This window comes from Streptomyces sp. NBC_01003 (genome assembly GCF_045162695.1).
Taxonomy (GTDB): domain Bacteria; phylum Actinomycetota; class Actinomycetes; order Streptomycetales; family Streptomycetaceae; genus Streptomyces.
In genome coordinates this window covers 10,234,634-10,251,280 of sequence record NZ_CP108707.1, presented here as the reverse complement: position 1 = coordinate 10,251,280, position 16,647 = coordinate 10,234,634, and the positions used below count along the sequence as shown (strand labels likewise).

Annotated in this window: 13 protein-coding genes and 1 pseudogene; 10 read left to right on the top strand and 4 right to left on the bottom strand. The window is 67.8% G+C overall.

Annotated features, from left to right (window positions below):
* The first annotated feature begins 273 nt into the window (after positions 1–273).
* From OG698_RS47410 to OG698_RS47395, 4 genes are all read left to right on the top strand, one after another.
* Entirely contained in the window at positions 274–1,344 is a 1,071-nt protein-coding gene (locus OG698_RS47410; RefSeq protein WP_406110628.1) for a hypothetical protein, read from the top strand.
* A 390-nt stretch (positions 1,345–1,734) separates the two neighbouring features.
* On the top strand, positions 1,735–3,012 hold the full coding sequence (locus tag OG698_RS47405; RefSeq protein ID WP_406102818.1) for an IS701 family transposase: 1,278 nt from the start codon (positions 1,735–1,737) through the stop codon (positions 3,010–3,012).
* Between the two features lie 147 nt (positions 3,013–3,159).
* Positions 3,160–3,399, top strand: a complete 240-nt coding sequence (locus tag OG698_RS47400) for a hypothetical protein (protein WP_389080393.1) — start codon at positions 3,160–3,162, stop codon at positions 3,397–3,399.
* 201 nt (positions 3,400–3,600) lie between these two features.
* Entirely contained in the window at positions 3,601–4,428 is an 828-nt protein-coding gene (locus OG698_RS47395) for an alpha/beta fold hydrolase (protein ID WP_406110626.1), read from the top strand.
* A 661-nt stretch (positions 4,429–5,089) separates the two neighbouring features.
* On the opposite strand, the gene OG698_RS47390 is transcribed toward OG698_RS47395, so the two are convergent.
* The 3 genes and pseudogenes from OG698_RS47390 to OG698_RS47380 form a co-directional block, all read right to left on the bottom strand.
* Positions 5,090–5,886 (bottom strand): IS5 family transposase gene (locus OG698_RS47390; RefSeq protein ID WP_406111713.1). Its coding sequence is split into 2 segments (ribosomal slippage): positions 5,090–5,551 and positions 5,554–5,886, totalling 795 coding nucleotides; the frame shifts between segments, so codons are not numbered across the junction.
* A gap of 15 nt (positions 5,887–5,901) precedes the next feature.
* Positions 5,902–6,204 (bottom strand): annotated as a pseudogene (locus OG698_RS47385) (hypothetical protein); the annotation flags it as partial.
* Positions 6,120–6,383 (bottom strand): hypothetical protein, encoded by a 264-nt coding sequence (locus tag OG698_RS47380; protein ID WP_406111711.1) that lies wholly within the window; start codon positions 6,381–6,383, stop codon positions 6,120–6,122. The pseudogene OG698_RS47385 and the gene OG698_RS47380, both read right to left, overlap by 85 nt.
* Positions 6,384–6,597: 214 nt before the next feature.
* On the opposite strand from OG698_RS47380, the gene OG698_RS47375 reads away from it, so the two are divergent.
* Positions 6,598–7,497, top strand: a complete 900-nt coding sequence (locus tag OG698_RS47375) for an alpha/beta fold hydrolase (protein ID WP_406110624.1) — start codon at positions 6,598–6,600, stop codon at positions 7,495–7,497.
* Between the two features lie 883 nt (positions 7,498–8,380).
* On the opposite strand, the gene OG698_RS47370 is transcribed toward OG698_RS47375, so the two are convergent.
* A complete protein-coding gene (locus OG698_RS47370; RefSeq protein ID WP_406110622.1) occupies positions 8,381–8,977 on the bottom strand; it encodes a DUF308 domain-containing protein in 597 nt (198 codons plus the stop codon).
* A gap of 206 nt (positions 8,978–9,183) precedes the next feature.
* Here OG698_RS47370 and OG698_RS47365 point away from each other — a divergent pair, with 206 nt between their 5' ends.
* The 5 genes from OG698_RS47365 to OG698_RS47345 all read left to right on the top strand — a co-directional run bounded on the left by OG698_RS47365 (position 9,184) and on the right by OG698_RS47345 (position 16,450).
* On the top strand, positions 9,184–10,365 hold the full coding sequence (locus OG698_RS47365; protein ID WP_406110620.1) for a sensor histidine kinase: 1,182 nt from the start codon (positions 9,184–9,186) through the stop codon (positions 10,363–10,365).
* Positions 10,365–11,024 carry a response regulator gene (locus OG698_RS47360; RefSeq protein WP_406110618.1) on the top strand — a complete coding sequence of 220 codons (660 nt, stop codon included), beginning with the start codon at positions 10,365–10,367 and terminating at the stop codon, positions 11,022–11,024. Before OG698_RS47365 ends, OG698_RS47360 begins: the two co-directional genes overlap by 1 nt.
* Positions 11,025–11,459: 435 nt before the next feature.
* Positions 11,460–11,900 (top strand): Lrp/AsnC family transcriptional regulator, encoded by a 441-nt coding sequence (locus OG698_RS47355; RefSeq protein WP_356284224.1) that lies wholly within the window; start codon positions 11,460–11,462, stop codon positions 11,898–11,900.
* A 52-nt stretch (positions 11,901–11,952) separates the two neighbouring features.
* A complete protein-coding gene (locus OG698_RS47350; RefSeq protein ID WP_406110616.1) occupies positions 11,953–14,916 on the top strand; it encodes an aminotransferase in 2,964 nt (987 codons plus the stop codon).
* Positions 14,917–15,115: 199 nt separating this feature from the next.
* Positions 15,116–16,450 (top strand): flavin monoamine oxidase family protein, encoded by a 1,335-nt coding sequence (locus OG698_RS47345; protein WP_406110614.1) that lies wholly within the window; start codon positions 15,116–15,118, stop codon positions 16,448–16,450.
* The last annotated feature ends 197 nt before the right edge of the window (positions 16,451–16,647 follow it).

Genomic DNA, 16,647 nt, shown 5'->3' with positions numbered 1-16,647 from the left:
GAGACGGCCAGTCAGCCGGCGGGGCCGGGCAGTGCGGCCAGGCGGTGGAATGCGGCCGTGAGTTTCGCGGAGCGAGGAGGTGCGCGCCCGCTGGATCGTCCACCTGGCAGCGCACCGCAGCGTGCGTCGCGCCCCATCACCACACGCACACGCTGGAGGCATCCGCAAAAGGCTAAGGCGCTCCGGCTGACGATAGCTGTCAGCTCTCGTACGATTCCGCTTCAGGTGGGGGCGACGAGGGGGGTGCGGCCAGTGCGCCGCTTTGTGATTGCTGTGCTCAGCGCAGTCCTGGCGATGACGGTCGGTGGTTGTGCGACGGACAAGGGCACGCGTCCGACGGCGCGTCAGAGCGAGGTGGCCGGCTCCGGGCCGTGGCGGCCGGTGGGCCACACCGGCAACCCCGGGAACCTGTACGGCGTGGTGGCTACCGGTGCGCTAGACGCATGGGCGGTGGGAGACGACAACGACGAGCCGGTCGTCATGCGGTGGCGCGGCGGGACGTGGACGGGTGTCGAGGTACCCGGGCAGCTCGGCCTGAATAGCCTGCGCGTCGTCGCAGCCTCGGGGCCGGGTGACGTGTGGGTCTTCGGTGCCGGGGGGCTGACCGGCGGCCAGGAGTCCCGAGCGGCGCGGTGGAACGGCAGCCGGTGGACACCCGCCTGGCGTGAGCCCAACTCCTTGGTGGATGCGGCAACCGTCGCGGGGCCCGGCGACGTGTGGGTGGCGGCTCGGCGGCGGGGAGGTGACGGCACCTGTCGTTCGTTCCTCCGGCACCATACGGCTGCGGGCTGGTCGGCCGTCGACCTGCCGTCGGTGGTGTGCGTGCATGCCATGCATGGCCTGTCGCCCCGGGATGTCTGGGCCGTGGGCGAGGGCCGGGGCCGACCGGTAACTCTGCACTGGGACGGGCACAGGTGGCGCACGGTGCCGCTGCCGCCCGCGGTCGCGGGGCCAACCGGAGAGCTGCGCGGTCTCGCCGCACAGTCGCCGACGCAGCTCTGGGCGGTCGGTCGCACGGGTCGGATGGGGGATGTCGTCGGGCCTGTCGCGGTGCGCTGGGACGGGCACAGGTGGGTGAGTGTGGTCGGCTCCGGCGTCGCCGGGAAGTTCGTCAATGCCGCCGCCGACGGGCATGGCGGGATCTTTGTCTCCGCATTCTCCGCGAGAGGAGACGATCTGGCCTTCCACTACGACGGCCAGGACTGGTCGAGCGAACATGTCGCCTCCGACCACTCAATCACAGGCCTTGCTGTCATCCCCGGCACGTCCCACGTCGTTGCCGTGGGCATCTGCTGCGAAGGCTACGACGAGGACACCAGTGGCAAGATCTGGATGCGCCGCTGACGATCCACGGCCGGTCACCACCCGACTCGGATACATCAACAGATCACCAAAGGTCTGCGTCCTGGCAGCCCGCCGCACACGTCCCGGAGCGGACCGTACCGCCGCTGACTCCGCGCAGCGATTTCCCTCAGAAAGGGCAGCGACCTCCCAGGCCGGGATGCCCAGAGGAGACTGAGACACCGCATCCTTTACCCAGACTTTCGCGAGACGTGGCCCAGTTGCCCAGAGAACTCCGAGGCTGCCCACACTTCGCTGCGACAGGACAACACCTGTGACTGAGCGGGGTAGTTGACCCGAACCGACAACTCCGATGCTCAAGTCTCGGCATAGCGGGCTAGTAGGACTCCGTTAGGTCTTTCGGTCGGTCGTGTTCAGGAGCATGGTGAGTGTGTGGACGCACATGAAGTGAACCGTGCTCGGGCGAAGTTGGCGTTATTCGTGGCTGATGTGTTCGCGTCGGTGCCGCGCAAGGATCAGCGGGCGAAGGGTGACTGCTATCTGCGGGGACTGATGACGGACGGTCGCCGCAAGTCCATCCAGGCCATGGCGGAGCGGCTGCCGGACGGCAATGAACAGAACCTGCAGCAGTTCGTGAACCAGTCGACCTGGGATCCGGTGCCGGTGCGGCGGCGGATCGCCGAGCGGTTGGTGCCGCTGATCGGCCCGGATGCCTGGGCGGTCGATGATGTGTCGTTTCCCAAGGACGGACGGATGTCGGTCGCTGTCGCGCACCAGTACTGCGGGGCTCTGGGCAAGCAGGCGAACTGTCAGGTCGCGGTGAGTGTGCACGCGGTCTCCGATGTCGCGTCCTGTCCGCTGCAGTGGCGGTTGTTCGTGCCCCAGGAGTGGGCGGACGATGCCGGACGGCGGCAGAAGACCGGGATACCGCAGGAGGCCGGGCACTGGGAGAAGTGGCGGCTGGCCCTGGACACCTTCGACGAGCTGGCCGGGTGGGGGCTGGTGCCGCCGGTGGTGGTGGCCGACGCCGGCTACGGGCAGAACGCCGACTTCCGCGACGGCCTGAGCGAGCGGGGCATCAAATATGTCGTGGCGGTCCGTTCGGACGTGACCGTCCATCCGCACGACGCGCAGCCCACCGCCCCGGCGTGGTCCGGCAACGGCCGCAAGCCGCAGCCCCGCTACCGTGACAAGGCGTCCTCGGTGGCCGCGCTGGCGGCCGGCCATGGGCGGCAGGCGTTCACCGAGGTGACCTGGCGGGAAGGCTCCCGCGGGCCGATGCGCTCGCGCTTTGTGGCGCTGCGGGTGCGGCCGGCCGGGGTCAGGGCCCGCCGTCTGGCCCAGGCCGCCGCCACCGCCGAACACGGCTACTGGGACGGTGTTCTGCCCGAAGTGACGCTGCTGGTCGAATGGCCCGAGGACGCCCAAGAACCCACCGGCTACTGGCTGTCCAGCCTGCCCGCCGACGCCCCGCTTGCTGAACTGGTCCGCCTGGCCAAGATCCGCTGGCGCATCGAGCACGACTACCGGGAACTCAAGCACGGCCTCGGCCTGGACCACTTCGAGGGACGTTCCTGGGCCGGGTGGCATCACCACGTCACCCTGGTCACCGCCGCCCACGCGTTCCTCACCGAACAGCGCCTGGCCCCAAAAGCCGATACAGCGGACTCAGCCTCTACCAGATCCTCGACGCCATCCAGGACCTGCTGAACTGCTGGACCGGCACCTGCACCACCTGCCACCGCCCCTTGCCCAGAACATCCACCGCCAGCCAGAACCCAAAATCCAGAGCGACCTAACGGAGTCCTACTAGTGCTGTGACCGGTATGGTTCGCCGGGCCGGAGGGGAGGAACGCGATGTTCGTTGAGATCGTCTTTGCCGGTCTGCCCATCGACCGAGATGAGGTCGAGGAAGCGTTGGACGCTGCGTTTGGCCCCGCCGGGGAGATCACGGGCGCGGGCAGCGGGATGGGACGTTGTCATCTCGACCTGGAGATCGAGGGAAGCCTCGATCGCGGGGTGGCACTGGAACGGGTTCGTTCCGTGCTGGCCGGGCTCGGCGTGCAGGAGTACACGACGCTGAACGTCAGCGACTGATCACGCGGCGAGCGATCGTCCGCCCCCGCGGCTAAAGTGATGCAGACGACGTGCTCATTCCGGTCACCTTTTCCTGCTGACCTCTCCGTCGACTCCCCTGTACGTCCGAAGCCGGGTAGCGGCGTGACAACAAGTCCGGCTCGCCCACTGAGCTCACGCGACGCGTGGAGTTCTGGACCAGTTTCGAGAGGAACACACATCATGCCCTTCGCCACCGCCAAGGACGGCACGCAGATCTTCTACAAGGACTGGGGGTCGGGCCAGCCCGTTGTCTTCTCCCACGGCTGGCCTCTGACCGCCGACGCATGGGACCCCCAGATGAAGGTGATGGCGGACAACGGGTTCCGCGTCATCGCCCACGACCGGCGCGGTGGCGGACGCTCCGGCCAGACCTGGGACGGCAACAACCTCGACACGTACGCCGATGACCTGGCCGCGGTCATCGAAGCAGAGGACCTCCAGGACGTCATCCTGGTCGGCCACTCGACCGGAGGCGGAGAGGTCACCCGGTACATCGGCCGGCACGGTTCCGGCCGGGTCGCCAAGCTGGTCCTGCTCGGTGCGATCCCTCCGCTGATGCTGAAGACGGACGCGAACCCGGAGGGGCAGCCGATCGAAGTCTTCGACGAGATCCGCAAGGGCGTGGAGACGGACCGGTCGCAGTTCTACCAGGACCTCAGCGCCCCGTTCTACGGAGCCAACCGCGATGGATCGACCGTCACACAGGGGACCCGTGACGAGTTCTGGCTCTGGAGCATGACGGTCGGAATCAAGGGCGCCTACGACTGCATCAAGGCGTTCTCCGAGACGGACCTCACCGAGGACCTCAAGAAGGTCGACGTACCCACGCTGATCGTGCACGGCGACGACGACCAGATCGTTCCCATCGTGGCCGCAGGCGACAAGTCCTCGAAGCTCGTCAAGGACGTGGTCTACAAGGTCTACCCGGGTGCTCCGCACGGCCTCGCGATGGTCCCTAAATTCGCTAAGGTCTTCAACAAGGACCTCCTCGAATTCGCACGGAGCTGAACGCCGAAGCGCGCGACTGCCCGGTCCAGCCCAGTGGTAAGGGCCCCGCTACGAGGCCTCTCCCACCTACAGGCCGGAAACTTCGAGGGCGCGGATCGCGGTGTGGTCCTCGTTGATGGCGTCGGCGTCGTCCGCGGCGAGGACCAGCCGTCCGGCGACGTCAGAATAGGTCGGCGGTTCGGGTTGACCTCGCGTCCGAGCCCCAGGGCGCCGACCGCCGCGGACCATCGGGAAGTCAGCAAGGTACGCACCCCGGTTCACGCCTGTGTCTGGTTGACGAATCCGAGCGACTCGAGGCCCCCTGACGGGCTTGTGGTGACCGGCATCGGTCGGTGCCCGGCCGGATGCGGTGTTGCGTTCGTCGTGCCAGGCAGTGGCGGGTTGAGCGAAGGCTGCGCCGGTCCCTGGCCGCAGTTAAGGGTGAGTGCGGCGAGTGCGGGGCTCGTTGTCTCCCCGAGGTCGACCGGCGATTCGAGGCCGTGTATTGCTCGGAGCGCGTGAGGTAGTGCAGGCGGGCCATCATGCCGCGGTGCTGAGTGACGGGCGTGGCAATGAAGGCGACGAGCTGGTCGAGCTGGCGGGCCGCGGCCTCGAAGCCATTGATCCGGCGGGCGCCGAACTTGCCGAACTCCAGATTCCTGTCAGGCACTTAGAGATCATCTCAATTGGTGAGTCTGCGGTAGCAGATGAGGGTGCAGGCGATGCTGGTGAAGGCCAGGAAGTGGATGGCCTGCCGCTCGTAGCGACGGTGGAGGCGTCGGCAGCCGGCGAGCCAGGCCATGGTGCGTTCGATGGTCCACCGGTGGCGCCCCAGCTTCTGTGACGTCTCAACTCCCTTGCGGGCGATGCGCGGTGTTATGTGGCGCAGTCGGAGCCATTGTCGCAGGTGACGGTTGTCGTAGGCCTTGTCGGCGTGAAGCTTGGCGGGGCGCCGGCGGCGTGGACCGCGCCGGGATCTGATCGGTGGGATGCCGCGCACGAGTGGTTCGAGGGCCTGGCTGTCATGAAGGTTGGCGCCGGAGATGCCGACGGAAAGCGGCAGTCCGGTCCGCTCGGTGATCAAGTGGATCTTCGAACCGTACTTGCCCCGATCTACAGGATTCGGACCCGTCAGGTCCCCTTTTTCAGGGCGCGCATGTTCACCGAGTCGATCGCGCATCGTGACCAGTCCAGCTCGCCTCGAGCCCCCAGCTCGTCCAGGACCAGACGATGCAGTTTCGCCCAGACCCGTTGTCGGCTCCACTCCATGAACCGGCGGTGAGCCGTGGCCCCCGACGGCCCGAACACCGGCGGGACCTGCGACCACGTACAACCGGTCGTGGCCACGAAGACAATCGCCGCCAACACCTCACGGTCCCCATGACAGCGCCGACCACCACCCTGCGGCCGAGTCGGCGCCTCCGGCACCACCCGCTGGAACAACTCCCACAGTCCATCAGGGACCAGACGTTCAGTCAGCAACACAGCATCAGGTTACCTGCATCGCCAATTGAGATGATCTCTTACTCCCCCCTCCCCCGGCTGCAGGGCCTCGTCGCCGGCGGCTTCGGCCGTGTAGGTGTCCTTCACCTTGACCTCGGAGCCACCCCGGCCCTCGGTGAAGAAACGCGGCCAGTTGCCGACGACGTGGAGTTCGTCGGTGCCCATCGTGCGCACGGCAGTGAGGCATTCCTCGTGCGCCTTGAGCGCCTTCATCCACAGGTTGGCAAAGGCCTGGGAGCGGATGAGGTGTATCCAGTCCGGGCAGTACAGCTCCCGGTTGTATTTCGGCTCCCCCTGGTCATGGAGGTGCCACAGTCCGCGTGGACCGTGTGGGGCACGATTCCGCTGCATTCGATGGTCTCGCGGATCAACCCCTCGGCCCGCTCGGCCGCTTCGGCGAGTTCGACGGTGTGCCCGATGATGCAGCGGCTGAAGATGTCGGTGATCACGTAGGCGTGGTACCAGATGCCCATGGCCGGACCGGGCAGCCGGGTGATGTCGCCCGGTGCCACGTCGGTTCACCCGATTGCACCCGATGAGCGGGCTCGGTGGCACCGGCTCGTGAACGCTGATGTGCAGTGGGCCTCCACGGAAAGCGAGAACAGCATGACGGCATCTGCGGTCTCTGGCATACGACGCCGCACTGGGCGTCTTCGCGGCGCGGCGGCGGGGTGCGCCGTCGCTGCCTTGTGCACAGCCACGGCGGCGCCTCCGGCTGCCGCGGACGGCGGTACAGGCGGTGCGAAGCCCACCATCGTGCTGGTGCACGGCGCCTTCGCCGATGGTTCCAGCTGGAACGCAGTGATCGAGCGGCTGGAGCGTCGCGGCTACACGGTCATCGCCCCGGCCAACCCGCTGCGCGGGCTGTACAGCGACGCGGCCTACATCGCCTCCGTGCTCAAGAGTGTCAAGGGCCCCGTCGTGCTGGCCGGGCACTCCTACGGTGGAGCCGTGATCAGTACGGCCGCGGCCGGCAATCCCCAGGTGAAGTCCCTCGTGTACATCTCGGCGCTGATGCCGGACGTGGGCGAGAGCGGCATGTCGCTCTCCGCCCGGTTCCCCAGCACGCTCGGCACCGCCACCAGATGCGTGCCCTACCAGGCCGGCAGCACCAGCGGAACCGACCTGTACCTCAAGCACGACAAGGTCCACCCGGTCTTCGCCGCCTGCCTGTCAGCCGGCCAGGCAAACCTCCTGGCAGACACCCAACGGCCCGCGGCCACCACCGCGTTCTCCGAGACAGCCAAGGTCGCGGCGTGGAAGGACATACCGTCCTGGGCTCTGGTCGGCCGGCAGGACATGACCATCAACCCGGACCAGGAACGCTTCGAGGCCAAACGCGCCCGCTCCCACACCGTGGAGATCGACACCTGCCACGTGTCCCTGATCGCGCGCCCCGACGCCGTCGCCGACCTCATCCTCCAGGCCTCCACCGATGCTGATGCTGCCCGCCCGGCCCTTGCCGACACAGGTTCCTCCTGGAGCTTGACGCACGTCATCACCGTCGGCGGCATCGCCGGCGCGCTCTTGGCCGCCGGCTCTGCTGCCGTCCTCGCCAGCCGCCGTGTACTACACCGCACGCACTGACAGGGGAGGCGTCTGGCGGGTCTACAAGCGGCGCTTGATCGCCGCAGCCGTGCCCTTGGCATCGTGGCCCCCGAGGGTAGCCCCACATGGGTGGGTCGCGGACAAGCGAACCAACGGATGCTGCTCTCTGATCTCGCCGATTCGGAGTCGGTCCAGGGCGGTCATGCCTTGGGCGCGTCATCGCCACCGTCACGGCCGGCCTCACCGCCGCAACCGCGCTCGGCGCGAGCGTGATGCCGAAGCCTCGTGATCGGCTGCCAGCACCCGCCGAGACCAGCGGGTGACTCCCGAAGTTACGTACATCAGCTATTCGCCTGAGCGTGCGCCCCCTCCGCACGTCGAAACGACGTCACTACTCGCGGACAGAGCCAGTCCATCGACCACCGCGCTCTCAACAGCGGGGAGCGGTGGCTGAAGGGGCCGGCCGAGATGAGTGCGGTCGCGTCCCGTATTGCTGAGACTGCGAGGCCACGGCCCTGAGCGGGCGGCCGCGTTGCCCGCCTAGACCGAGGCAACGGCCACGTCGCAGCGCCAGCACAAGCCCCGACACGAGTTCAGCTGGCATCGGTCTGACCTGTGTCGGGGTACTGGCTCACGTACACAGGCCGGTACAGGCTCAATTACAAAGACCCGATGCCCCAACTGTGCTGCCTGAAGTGGGTGGTGGGGCCGCCCGATGAGGAAGTCCATGGACCGATCCGAGTGGTCAAAGGCACCTGCGGCGGCGCTCCGCGCTGGGCTCCGCTCAGTCTGGACAACTCGCCCCTGTCCCAGTCTCGGCGGCTGTCAGCCGGCCCCCCACGAGTGGCACCCGACCTAAGTACGTGATCCCGTTCGGGCCTCCGCGCATGACCTTGTACGCCGACAACCTACGAGTCGGCGGTCAGCGGTTTGCGCGTCGGCTGCGGATGCTCAGGACGATGACGGAGACAAGGAACCAGAAAGCACCGAAGGCTGAGTATCCGGCGACGGTGGACAGGCCGCTCGTCGCCGAGGCGGACATGGCAGCAAAGTTGAGGCCGGCGAGGACGGACAGTCCGCCGCTGATGATCATGGGCCACTGGGCGCCGATGGTGCGCCGGCGTCGGATCGCTACGACGAGCTGGATAGCTCCGGAGAGCAGGGCCCAGATGCCGAACACGAGGAGGGCCGTGCCGATGGTGGAGAAGGCGGCGATGATCATCCCGACGGTGGTGACGAGGCCGAGAGCCACGTTGATGGTACTGACGTGGTTCGTGGAGCCGGTGCCGGTGCCGGCCATGCGACGCTCGAGGAGCGTGGCGATGGCGTCCCACAGGGGGTAGATGATGAGGAGCACGGCCGCGATCACTGTGGGCCTGTCCGTCGACAGGAGCGAGGCGGAGGTCGTGAAGACGAATGCCACCCAGATCAGGGAGAAGATGACCCGGATCAGGTAGAGCGACCGGAGCCCGGAGGCCGTCGTCGTTGCCGTGGTGGAAGGTTCGATGGTCTGAGTCACGGGGTGTCCCTTTGTGATCGCGAGGGTGTGAGGCGGTTGCCTCGCTGTTGAGTCTCGGGGGCCTCGAGCAGGGCCGTGTACTTCGAACGAAGTAGTTCTGCCATTCACATCGATCGAACGAGTTCTGCCGTCTCCATCGGTGAGGAGTTCGCCGTCTACTTCGTTCGAAGTACACGGTCACAGCACGCGTGGACGACAATCACGTCATGGTCAAGGCGCAGAACCCTGAAGACGGGCCCGCGGCACCGCTGTGGATCCACCGCCCCGAGGTGCTGCACCTCGTCGCCTATTCAGTGGCCGCGCTGGTGTTCACCGGTCAGATCGTGGCAGTGGTACTGAGGGGATCGGATTGGCCGACAGCCCTCTCCGTACTGCTCGCCGGTGGCGGTGTCGCCCTCTCATGGTGGAAGCCGTGGGCAGGACTGGTCGTGACGAGCGCGGCATCCTTCGCCGTCACAGCGGTCGGCCACGACCCTCTATCGGTGTGGATGATGGCGGTGCTCGTGCTGTTCTCGGTCACCTTCAGGGGAAAGCAACCGCTGGCCGGAACCGCCATCGTGGCGGCGTTCTTCCTGGGCGCCTTCATGACGCTAGGAGGATTCCGTGGCGGCGCGGTCGTGGGAGCCGCCGCCCTCTTCTCGGCCATAGCAGGAGGTGCGACAGGGGGCGCGCTCCGCATCCATAGAGACCACTGGTGGATCCTGGAGGAACGGGCCGAAAACGCCATCGCCACCCGAGAGATCGAAGCCACCCGACGAGTGACCGAAGAACGACTCCGCATCGCCCGAGACCTCCACGACGTCATCGGCCACCAAGTCGCGATGCTGAGCCTGCATCTCGGTGCTGCGGAGATCGGGCTGCCTGAAGACGCCGAATCGTCCCGGCAGGCCCTCGTCTCAGCCAGGTCCAGCGCCCGCACCGTCGTCGTCGAGACGCAACGGATCCTCGCGCTCCTCCGCCTCGGAGACGACATCTCCGACGACGAGGCGCTCCGGCCGACCCCGGCGCTCAGCGGCCTGGAAGGGCTTATCGCTTCTTTCGAGAGCATCGGCCTCGACATCCAGCCCTCCATCGACATCCCCACCGGTTTCGTGGAGCCCAGCGTCGGCGTGACGGTCTACCGGGTCGTGCAAGAAGCACTCACGAATGCCTACCGGCATGGAGATGGGACGGCAACGGTGGATGTGCGCGAGCACGACGGCAGGATTTGCGTCACTGTGGAGAACCGCGTCGGTCATTCACTCCGCGGCTCCGACTCGGGCAGTGGACTCGGACTCGTGGGGATGCGCGAACGCGTCGAGTCTTCCAGTGGGCGACTGACGATCGACAGGAGCGGCGGGCGATTCCGGGTCCGTGCGGAGTTCAGCCCCCTGGGAGCCGTCGTCTGATGACACAGATTCTGATCGTCGACGACCAGGACGACATCAGGGCCGGCATCCGGGCGATGCTTGTGCTCGACCCGAGTCTCGTCGTTGCGGGTGATCTCTCCGATGGACTCCAGGTCGTCCCCTTCCTCCGAGACCACCCCGTCGACCTGGTCCTGATGGACATCCGGATGCCCGGCATCGACGGTGTCGAAGCCACCCGGCGGATCCGTAAAGAACACCCACCCGAAAAGATGCGCGTGATCGTGCTGACCACGTTCGATCAGGACGACATCGTTCTCGCCGCTCTTCGCGCGGGCGCCAACGGCTTCCTGAGCAAGACCGTGAGCCCCGCTGAACTCGTCGCCGGAATCACCGAGGTCGTTGGAGGTGGTGGTGCGCTGTCCGCCGCCGCCACGGCCGCGCTCATCGGTCACATGACCGACAGTCCGCCCCCGGTGATCGACCAGGAACTGCTGCGACGGTTCGACGCTCTGACACCCAGGGAGCGGGACGTGGTCGTTCTCGTCGCGAGCGGTCTGGGCAACGACGAGATCGCGGCCCAGATGTCCGTGTCGCCGTTCACCGTGAAGACGCATGCGGTGCGGGCCATGACGAAGGTCGGCGCACGTGATCGAGCACAACTCGTCTCGTTCGCCTTCCGGGCCGGCCTCTACCCCTGAGCCTGCTGAGCAGAACCCCGAAACAGCAGCCACAAGCCGGCCAGGCCCATTTCGATACCTTCTTCACCAGCCCATCGGCGCGGAACGTGCCCACGCGGCAGGCGCAGCAGGCCTGGGTGACGTGGGTGGGTCGTAGCAGGCGCAGCCAGGACGTGGCACACGCGCGTGAAAGCGGCCGGGACGACAAGGCCCCAGGGCGCCCTGGCGATCTCCACGGGCGCCCAGTAGATGGGTCACCCCCGCGACGCCCCGCCGCTCCCAGCTCGGGATGCCGTCATGACCGGGGACTTCACCAGGCCTGAGCGCTCTCACGCACCCAGCGCCCTCGATACGCGTGATTCGATCGTCGAATCACTTGATACGAGCGTTGCAGTCGGGCATTGTGCTTGAAACAAGCGCAGGGCCAGCTGTTTGGCCAGGGGTGAGAGGTGCTTTATGGACGACATCGATCGGGCCATCCTGCGGGAGCTGCAGGTCGACGGCAGGATTCCCTATGCAGATCTGGGCCCGAAGGTGGGATTGTCGCCCTCGGCTGCGAGGCTCCGGCTGCAGCGAATGATCGACGCCAAGGCCGTCCAGGTCGTCGGGGTGACCGATCCGATGACGATGGGCCAGCAGGCGATGGCGCTCCTGGGTCTGCGTGTCGACGGCGATCCCCGTGCGGTGGCCGATGAGCTGTCCCGGCATGACGAGGTCGTGTACACGGTCCTGACGTCCGGCGGCTTCGATCTGTTCGCGGAGGTCGTGTGCGCTCAGCCCCGTGATCTTCTGGACTTCATCAACGATGTCGTGCGACCCGTCGAGGGTGTCGCATCCGTGGAGAACTTTCCCTACTTCGCGATCCACACCCACCGTTTCCTGTGGCACGTCGACTGAGGGCACCAGAGCGTCCCAGCCCAGACCGCCCGTACGAGCCGAGGAACTCCGCATGTCGCACGACGAGTACCGCACCATCGACTTCTTCACCGAGGACGCCCTTCCCGCACCGCGGGTGACGCCGGCCGACGCCGAGCGCATCGCCGCTCAGCACCTTGGGTTCGACGCACACGCACAAGCGCTGGGAAGCCAGCAGGACGCCAACTTCCTGCTGCGCGACGGGAACGGGGCGGACCTGGCCGTTCTGAAGATCGCCAACCCCGCCTTCGGCGCTGTGGAGATCGAAGCCCAGGACGCTGCCGCCGACCTGGTCTCCTCGGCGCACCCGGAACTGCGCGTCGCCACCGTCCTGCGGCGTCCTGACGGTTCCCCGCGTCGTACGACGGTGGGCACCGAGAGCGGACCGGCCATCGCACGACTGCTGCGGCATCTGCCCGGCGGGACCCTCTCCGGCCCCCGGCACCTCTCCCCCAGCACCATGGCGGCCATGGGCACGATCGCCGGAAAAGTCAGCACCGCGCTGCGGGACTTCCGGCACCCGGGCCTCGATCGTGTACTCCAATGGGACCTGCGGTACGCCGACCGCGTCGTCGCCAAGCTCGCCGGGCACATCGACGAACCCGAGCGGCGCGCCGCCGTCCGCGCCGCGACCGCCGAAGCGTGGGCACGCGTCCAGCAGGTTGCCGACGTACTGCCGTCCCAGGCCGTGCACCTGGACCTCACCGACGACAATCTGATCCGTACGCCCGGCAGTCGGCCCCCCATGCCGGACGGCGTCATCGACTTCGGTGACGTGACCACCAGCTGGGCGGTCGGCGAACTCGCCGTGTCGCTCTCCTCGATGCTCCACCACGACGGGGTCGAACCCCACCACGTACTGCCGGCCATCCGCGCCTTCCACACCGTCCGGCCGCTCTCCCCGGAGGAGGCGGAGGCGTTGTGGCCGCTCGTGGTCCTGCGCGCCGCCGGCCTGGTCGTCAGCGGACGCCACCAGGCTGCCGTCGACGGGGACAACGCCTATGCCAAGGCGGCGCTCGACCGCGAGTGGCGCATATTCGAGCAGGCCACCTGCCTGCCCCTTCCGGTGATGATCCACCTCGTCAAGGACGCGACCGGCCTGGCCGGCACACCCGCTCGAGCCGATGCACCACCGCAGCCTCTTCTCCGGGACCTCGCCGCCGCCGACATCGTCCTCGTCGACCTGTCCACCGACGCCGATGCCATGGACGACGGAGCCTGGCTCGACTCCGGCACCGAAGCCCGGCTGGTGACAGCCCCGCTCGCGGACGGCGCGGCCGCGGTCGCCACACGGTATGCCCAGGCGCGACTCACCCAGTCCCCTGCGCTGTCAGCCGTTTCCGCAGCCACGGTGCCCACCGGTATCGACCTGTGGCTCGGTCGGGCCACCGTGGCACAGGCTCCCGCTGCGGGGGAGGTCCTCGTGGCGGACCGGGGCCAGGTCGAGATCGCCCACGGCTCACGGGTGCTGACCCTGTCCTTCCCGCCCACGGTTCGCCCCCTCCTCTCCGTCGGCGCTTCGGTCCAGGCGCGTGAGGACATCGCGCACCTCCCCGCCGGAGCCTCGATCCACGTCGCGCTGCGTGCCGCTGCCGGCCCCGCGGTCCCTCCACTGGTACGTCCCGAGTACGCCGCAGGCTGGCTGCGGCTCACCACCGACCCCGCACCGCTCCTCGGCCTCGCGGCCAGCGGCCTCGCCGAGGGGACGGACCTGCTCGACCGGCGCGACGCCGTGTTCGCGACCGTGCAGGGGCACTACTACACCAACCCTCCCCGTATCGAGCGTGGTTGGCGCCATCATCTCTTGTCCACCGACGGCCGCGCGTACCTCGACATCGTCAACAACGTCACCCCATTGGGCCACGCCCACCCCCGCGTCGAACGAGCGGTCTCCCGGCAGCTGCGACGGCTCAACACCAACTCTCGGTTCCACTACGCCTCGGTGGTCAAGTTCACCGAACGCCTCGCCGGCCTCCTTCCCGAACCTCTGGACACGGTGTTCCTGGTCAACTCCGGTTCCGAGGCGGTGGATCTGGGCCTCCGGCTGGCCATCGGCGCCTCGGGACAGCACGATGTCGTCGCACTGCGCGAGGCCTACCACGGCTGGACGTACGCCTCCGACGCGGTCTCCACCTCGCTCCAGGACAACCCGAACGCCCTGGCCACCCGCCCCAGCTGGGTCCACACCGTGGACTCGCCCAACTCCTACCGCGGTCGGCACCGAGGCGCCGACGCCATGCGCTACGGGCCCGAAGCCGCCGCGGTCATCGACGAGCTGGCCGCCGCGGGCCGCCCGGCAGGAGCGTTCATCGGCGAGACCTTCTACGGCAACGCCGGAGGAGTCGCCCTTCCCGACGGCTACCTCGCCCAGGTGTACGCGGCGGTGCGCCGTCACGGCGGCCTCGCCGTCGCCGACGAGGTCCAGGTCGGTTACGGCCGCCTGGGAGACTGGTTCTGGGGCTTCGAACAGCAGGAGGTCATCCCCGACATCGTGTGTGTGGCCAAGGCGATGGGCAACGGGCATCCCCTCGGTGCCGTCATCACCTCCAAGACAGTCGCCGATCGCTACCGCGAGCAGGGCTACTTCTTCTCCTCCACCGGCGGCAGCCCGGTCTCCAGCATCGTCGGCCTCACCGTCCTGGACACCCTGCGCGACGAGGACCTCCAGGGCAACGCGGTCCGCGTCGGCGGTCATCTGAAGCGCCGGATGGAGGCACTGGCCGACCGCTACGGCATCATCGGCGCCGTCCACGGCTCGGGCCTCTACCTCGGCCTCGAACTCGTCAGGGACCGCACCACCCTGGAACCGGCCACCGAAGAGACCGCCGAGCTGTGCGACCGCATGCTCGACCTCGGCGTCATCGTCCAGCCCACCGGAGACCACCTCAACATCCTCAAGATCAAGCCGCCGCTGTGCATCGACACCACCGCCGCGGACTTCTTCGCCGACATGCTCGACCTGGCCCTCGTCCAACTCGGCCACGGCCACACCTGGTGACACCGGGCTCGGCGTCGGCGCTTCGCGCTTCGGCGCCGAGGCGAAGCGCGGTCTGCCGGCCGGCCCCCGCACCGCCCTCGACCTCGTGCGCCGCGAACAGCTGCCTTTTCGGCCCGCGCCAACCGCACCGTCGACGGCACGCCTGCCTCCGACAGCCGACATGCAGATCCGACCTTGAGATCCCTTAAGAAGAGAGAAGATGATGGACACCATCGTCGTCGGCGCGGGAATCGCCGGCATCACCGCAGCTCGACTGCTTCACGCCGCAGGACAACGTGTGGTCGTGCTTGAGGCGCGGGACCGTGTCGGTGGGCGGATCTGGACGGACCGCACGGCAGGGTTCTCCGTCGACCGTGGCGCCTCATGGATCCATGGCCTCACCGGCAACCCACTCACGGGACTTGTCACCGCACTCGAGATGGAGACACGCGAGTTCACGGTCGGGAGCTTCCAGGCCGGCGGGCGGCCCATCGCCGACTACGACGAATCGCGGCGCCTGCTGGACGACGCCGCGACGCGGCAGTGGACCACCGACGTCGACACGGCAGATGACCTGTTCCAGCTGACCGTCGCGGCGTCCGGCCACGACGAGAGTTATGCCACCGCGGCCGAACGCGCCCTCGCCGCGACCGGTTGGGAACCCGATCGCGCCGAACGGGTCCGCGCGTTCTACCGGCATCGCACGGAGGAGCAATGCGGCGCGGAGATCGAACAGGTAGCCGCTCACGCACTCGACGAGGACACCATCGAAGGCGACGAAGTGATCTTCCCAGGTGGCTACGACGCGCTTCCCCGGGCCCTCGCGGAAGGCCTCGACGTGCGTTTGGGCAGGACCGCGACCGCCATCACCAGGTCGGCCACAGGGGTACGAGTCGACACGGAGGATGAGTCGTTCGAGGCCGCCCACGTGATCGTCACCGTGCCGTTGGGCGTGCTCAAAGCAGGGGCGATCGAGTTCACGCCCGCTCTGCCCGAAGCCGTTGCGGGACCGATCACCCGACTCGGAATGGGCGTGTTCAACAAGGTCTTCCTCCAGTTCCCGGACCGGTTCTGGCAGGACGACGTCTACGCGATCCGGCAGCACGGCCGGGCCGGTGTCCCCTGGCATTCCTGGTACGACGTCTCCGTCCTCAGCGGCAAGCCGATGCTGCTGACCTTCGCCGGCGGTGCTTGGGGGCGGGAGATCGAGCAGAAGACCGATGAAGAGGTGGTCTCGTCGGTGCTCAGGTCCCTCCGCGAGATCTACGGCGACTCCGTGCCCGAGCCCGTGGCGCACTGGATCACACGCTGGGGCGTCGACCCTCTCGCTCTCGGCTCATACTCCTACGTCGCAGTCGGCTCCTCGCACGACGACCACGATGCGATGGCAGCACCTGTCGACGGCGTTCTCCACTTCGCGGGAGAAGCAACCTACGGGCGTGAACCAGCTACCGTCCACGGCGCGCTCCACTCAGGGCATCGCGCAGCCGAGCGGATCCTCGGTTCTCCGATCCCCCCGTCCGAGCTCACACGGTGCGTGAACCCTTCGAGGTGACGCAGCCAAATCCAGCGGTGCAGCGGAGCTTCGTCCTCCGAGACTCAGCACGCTGCAGCCGGGCCAAGTGCTCTGACCTTGGAGTCAGTGGCGCTTCGCGCGCCGCGAAACCGGAAGCTTCGTATGTTCAGCCGGTGACCTCTGACGTCACCGGCGTCGATCCCGATGCGGACCTTCCGACAGCGCGGCCGCCCGAG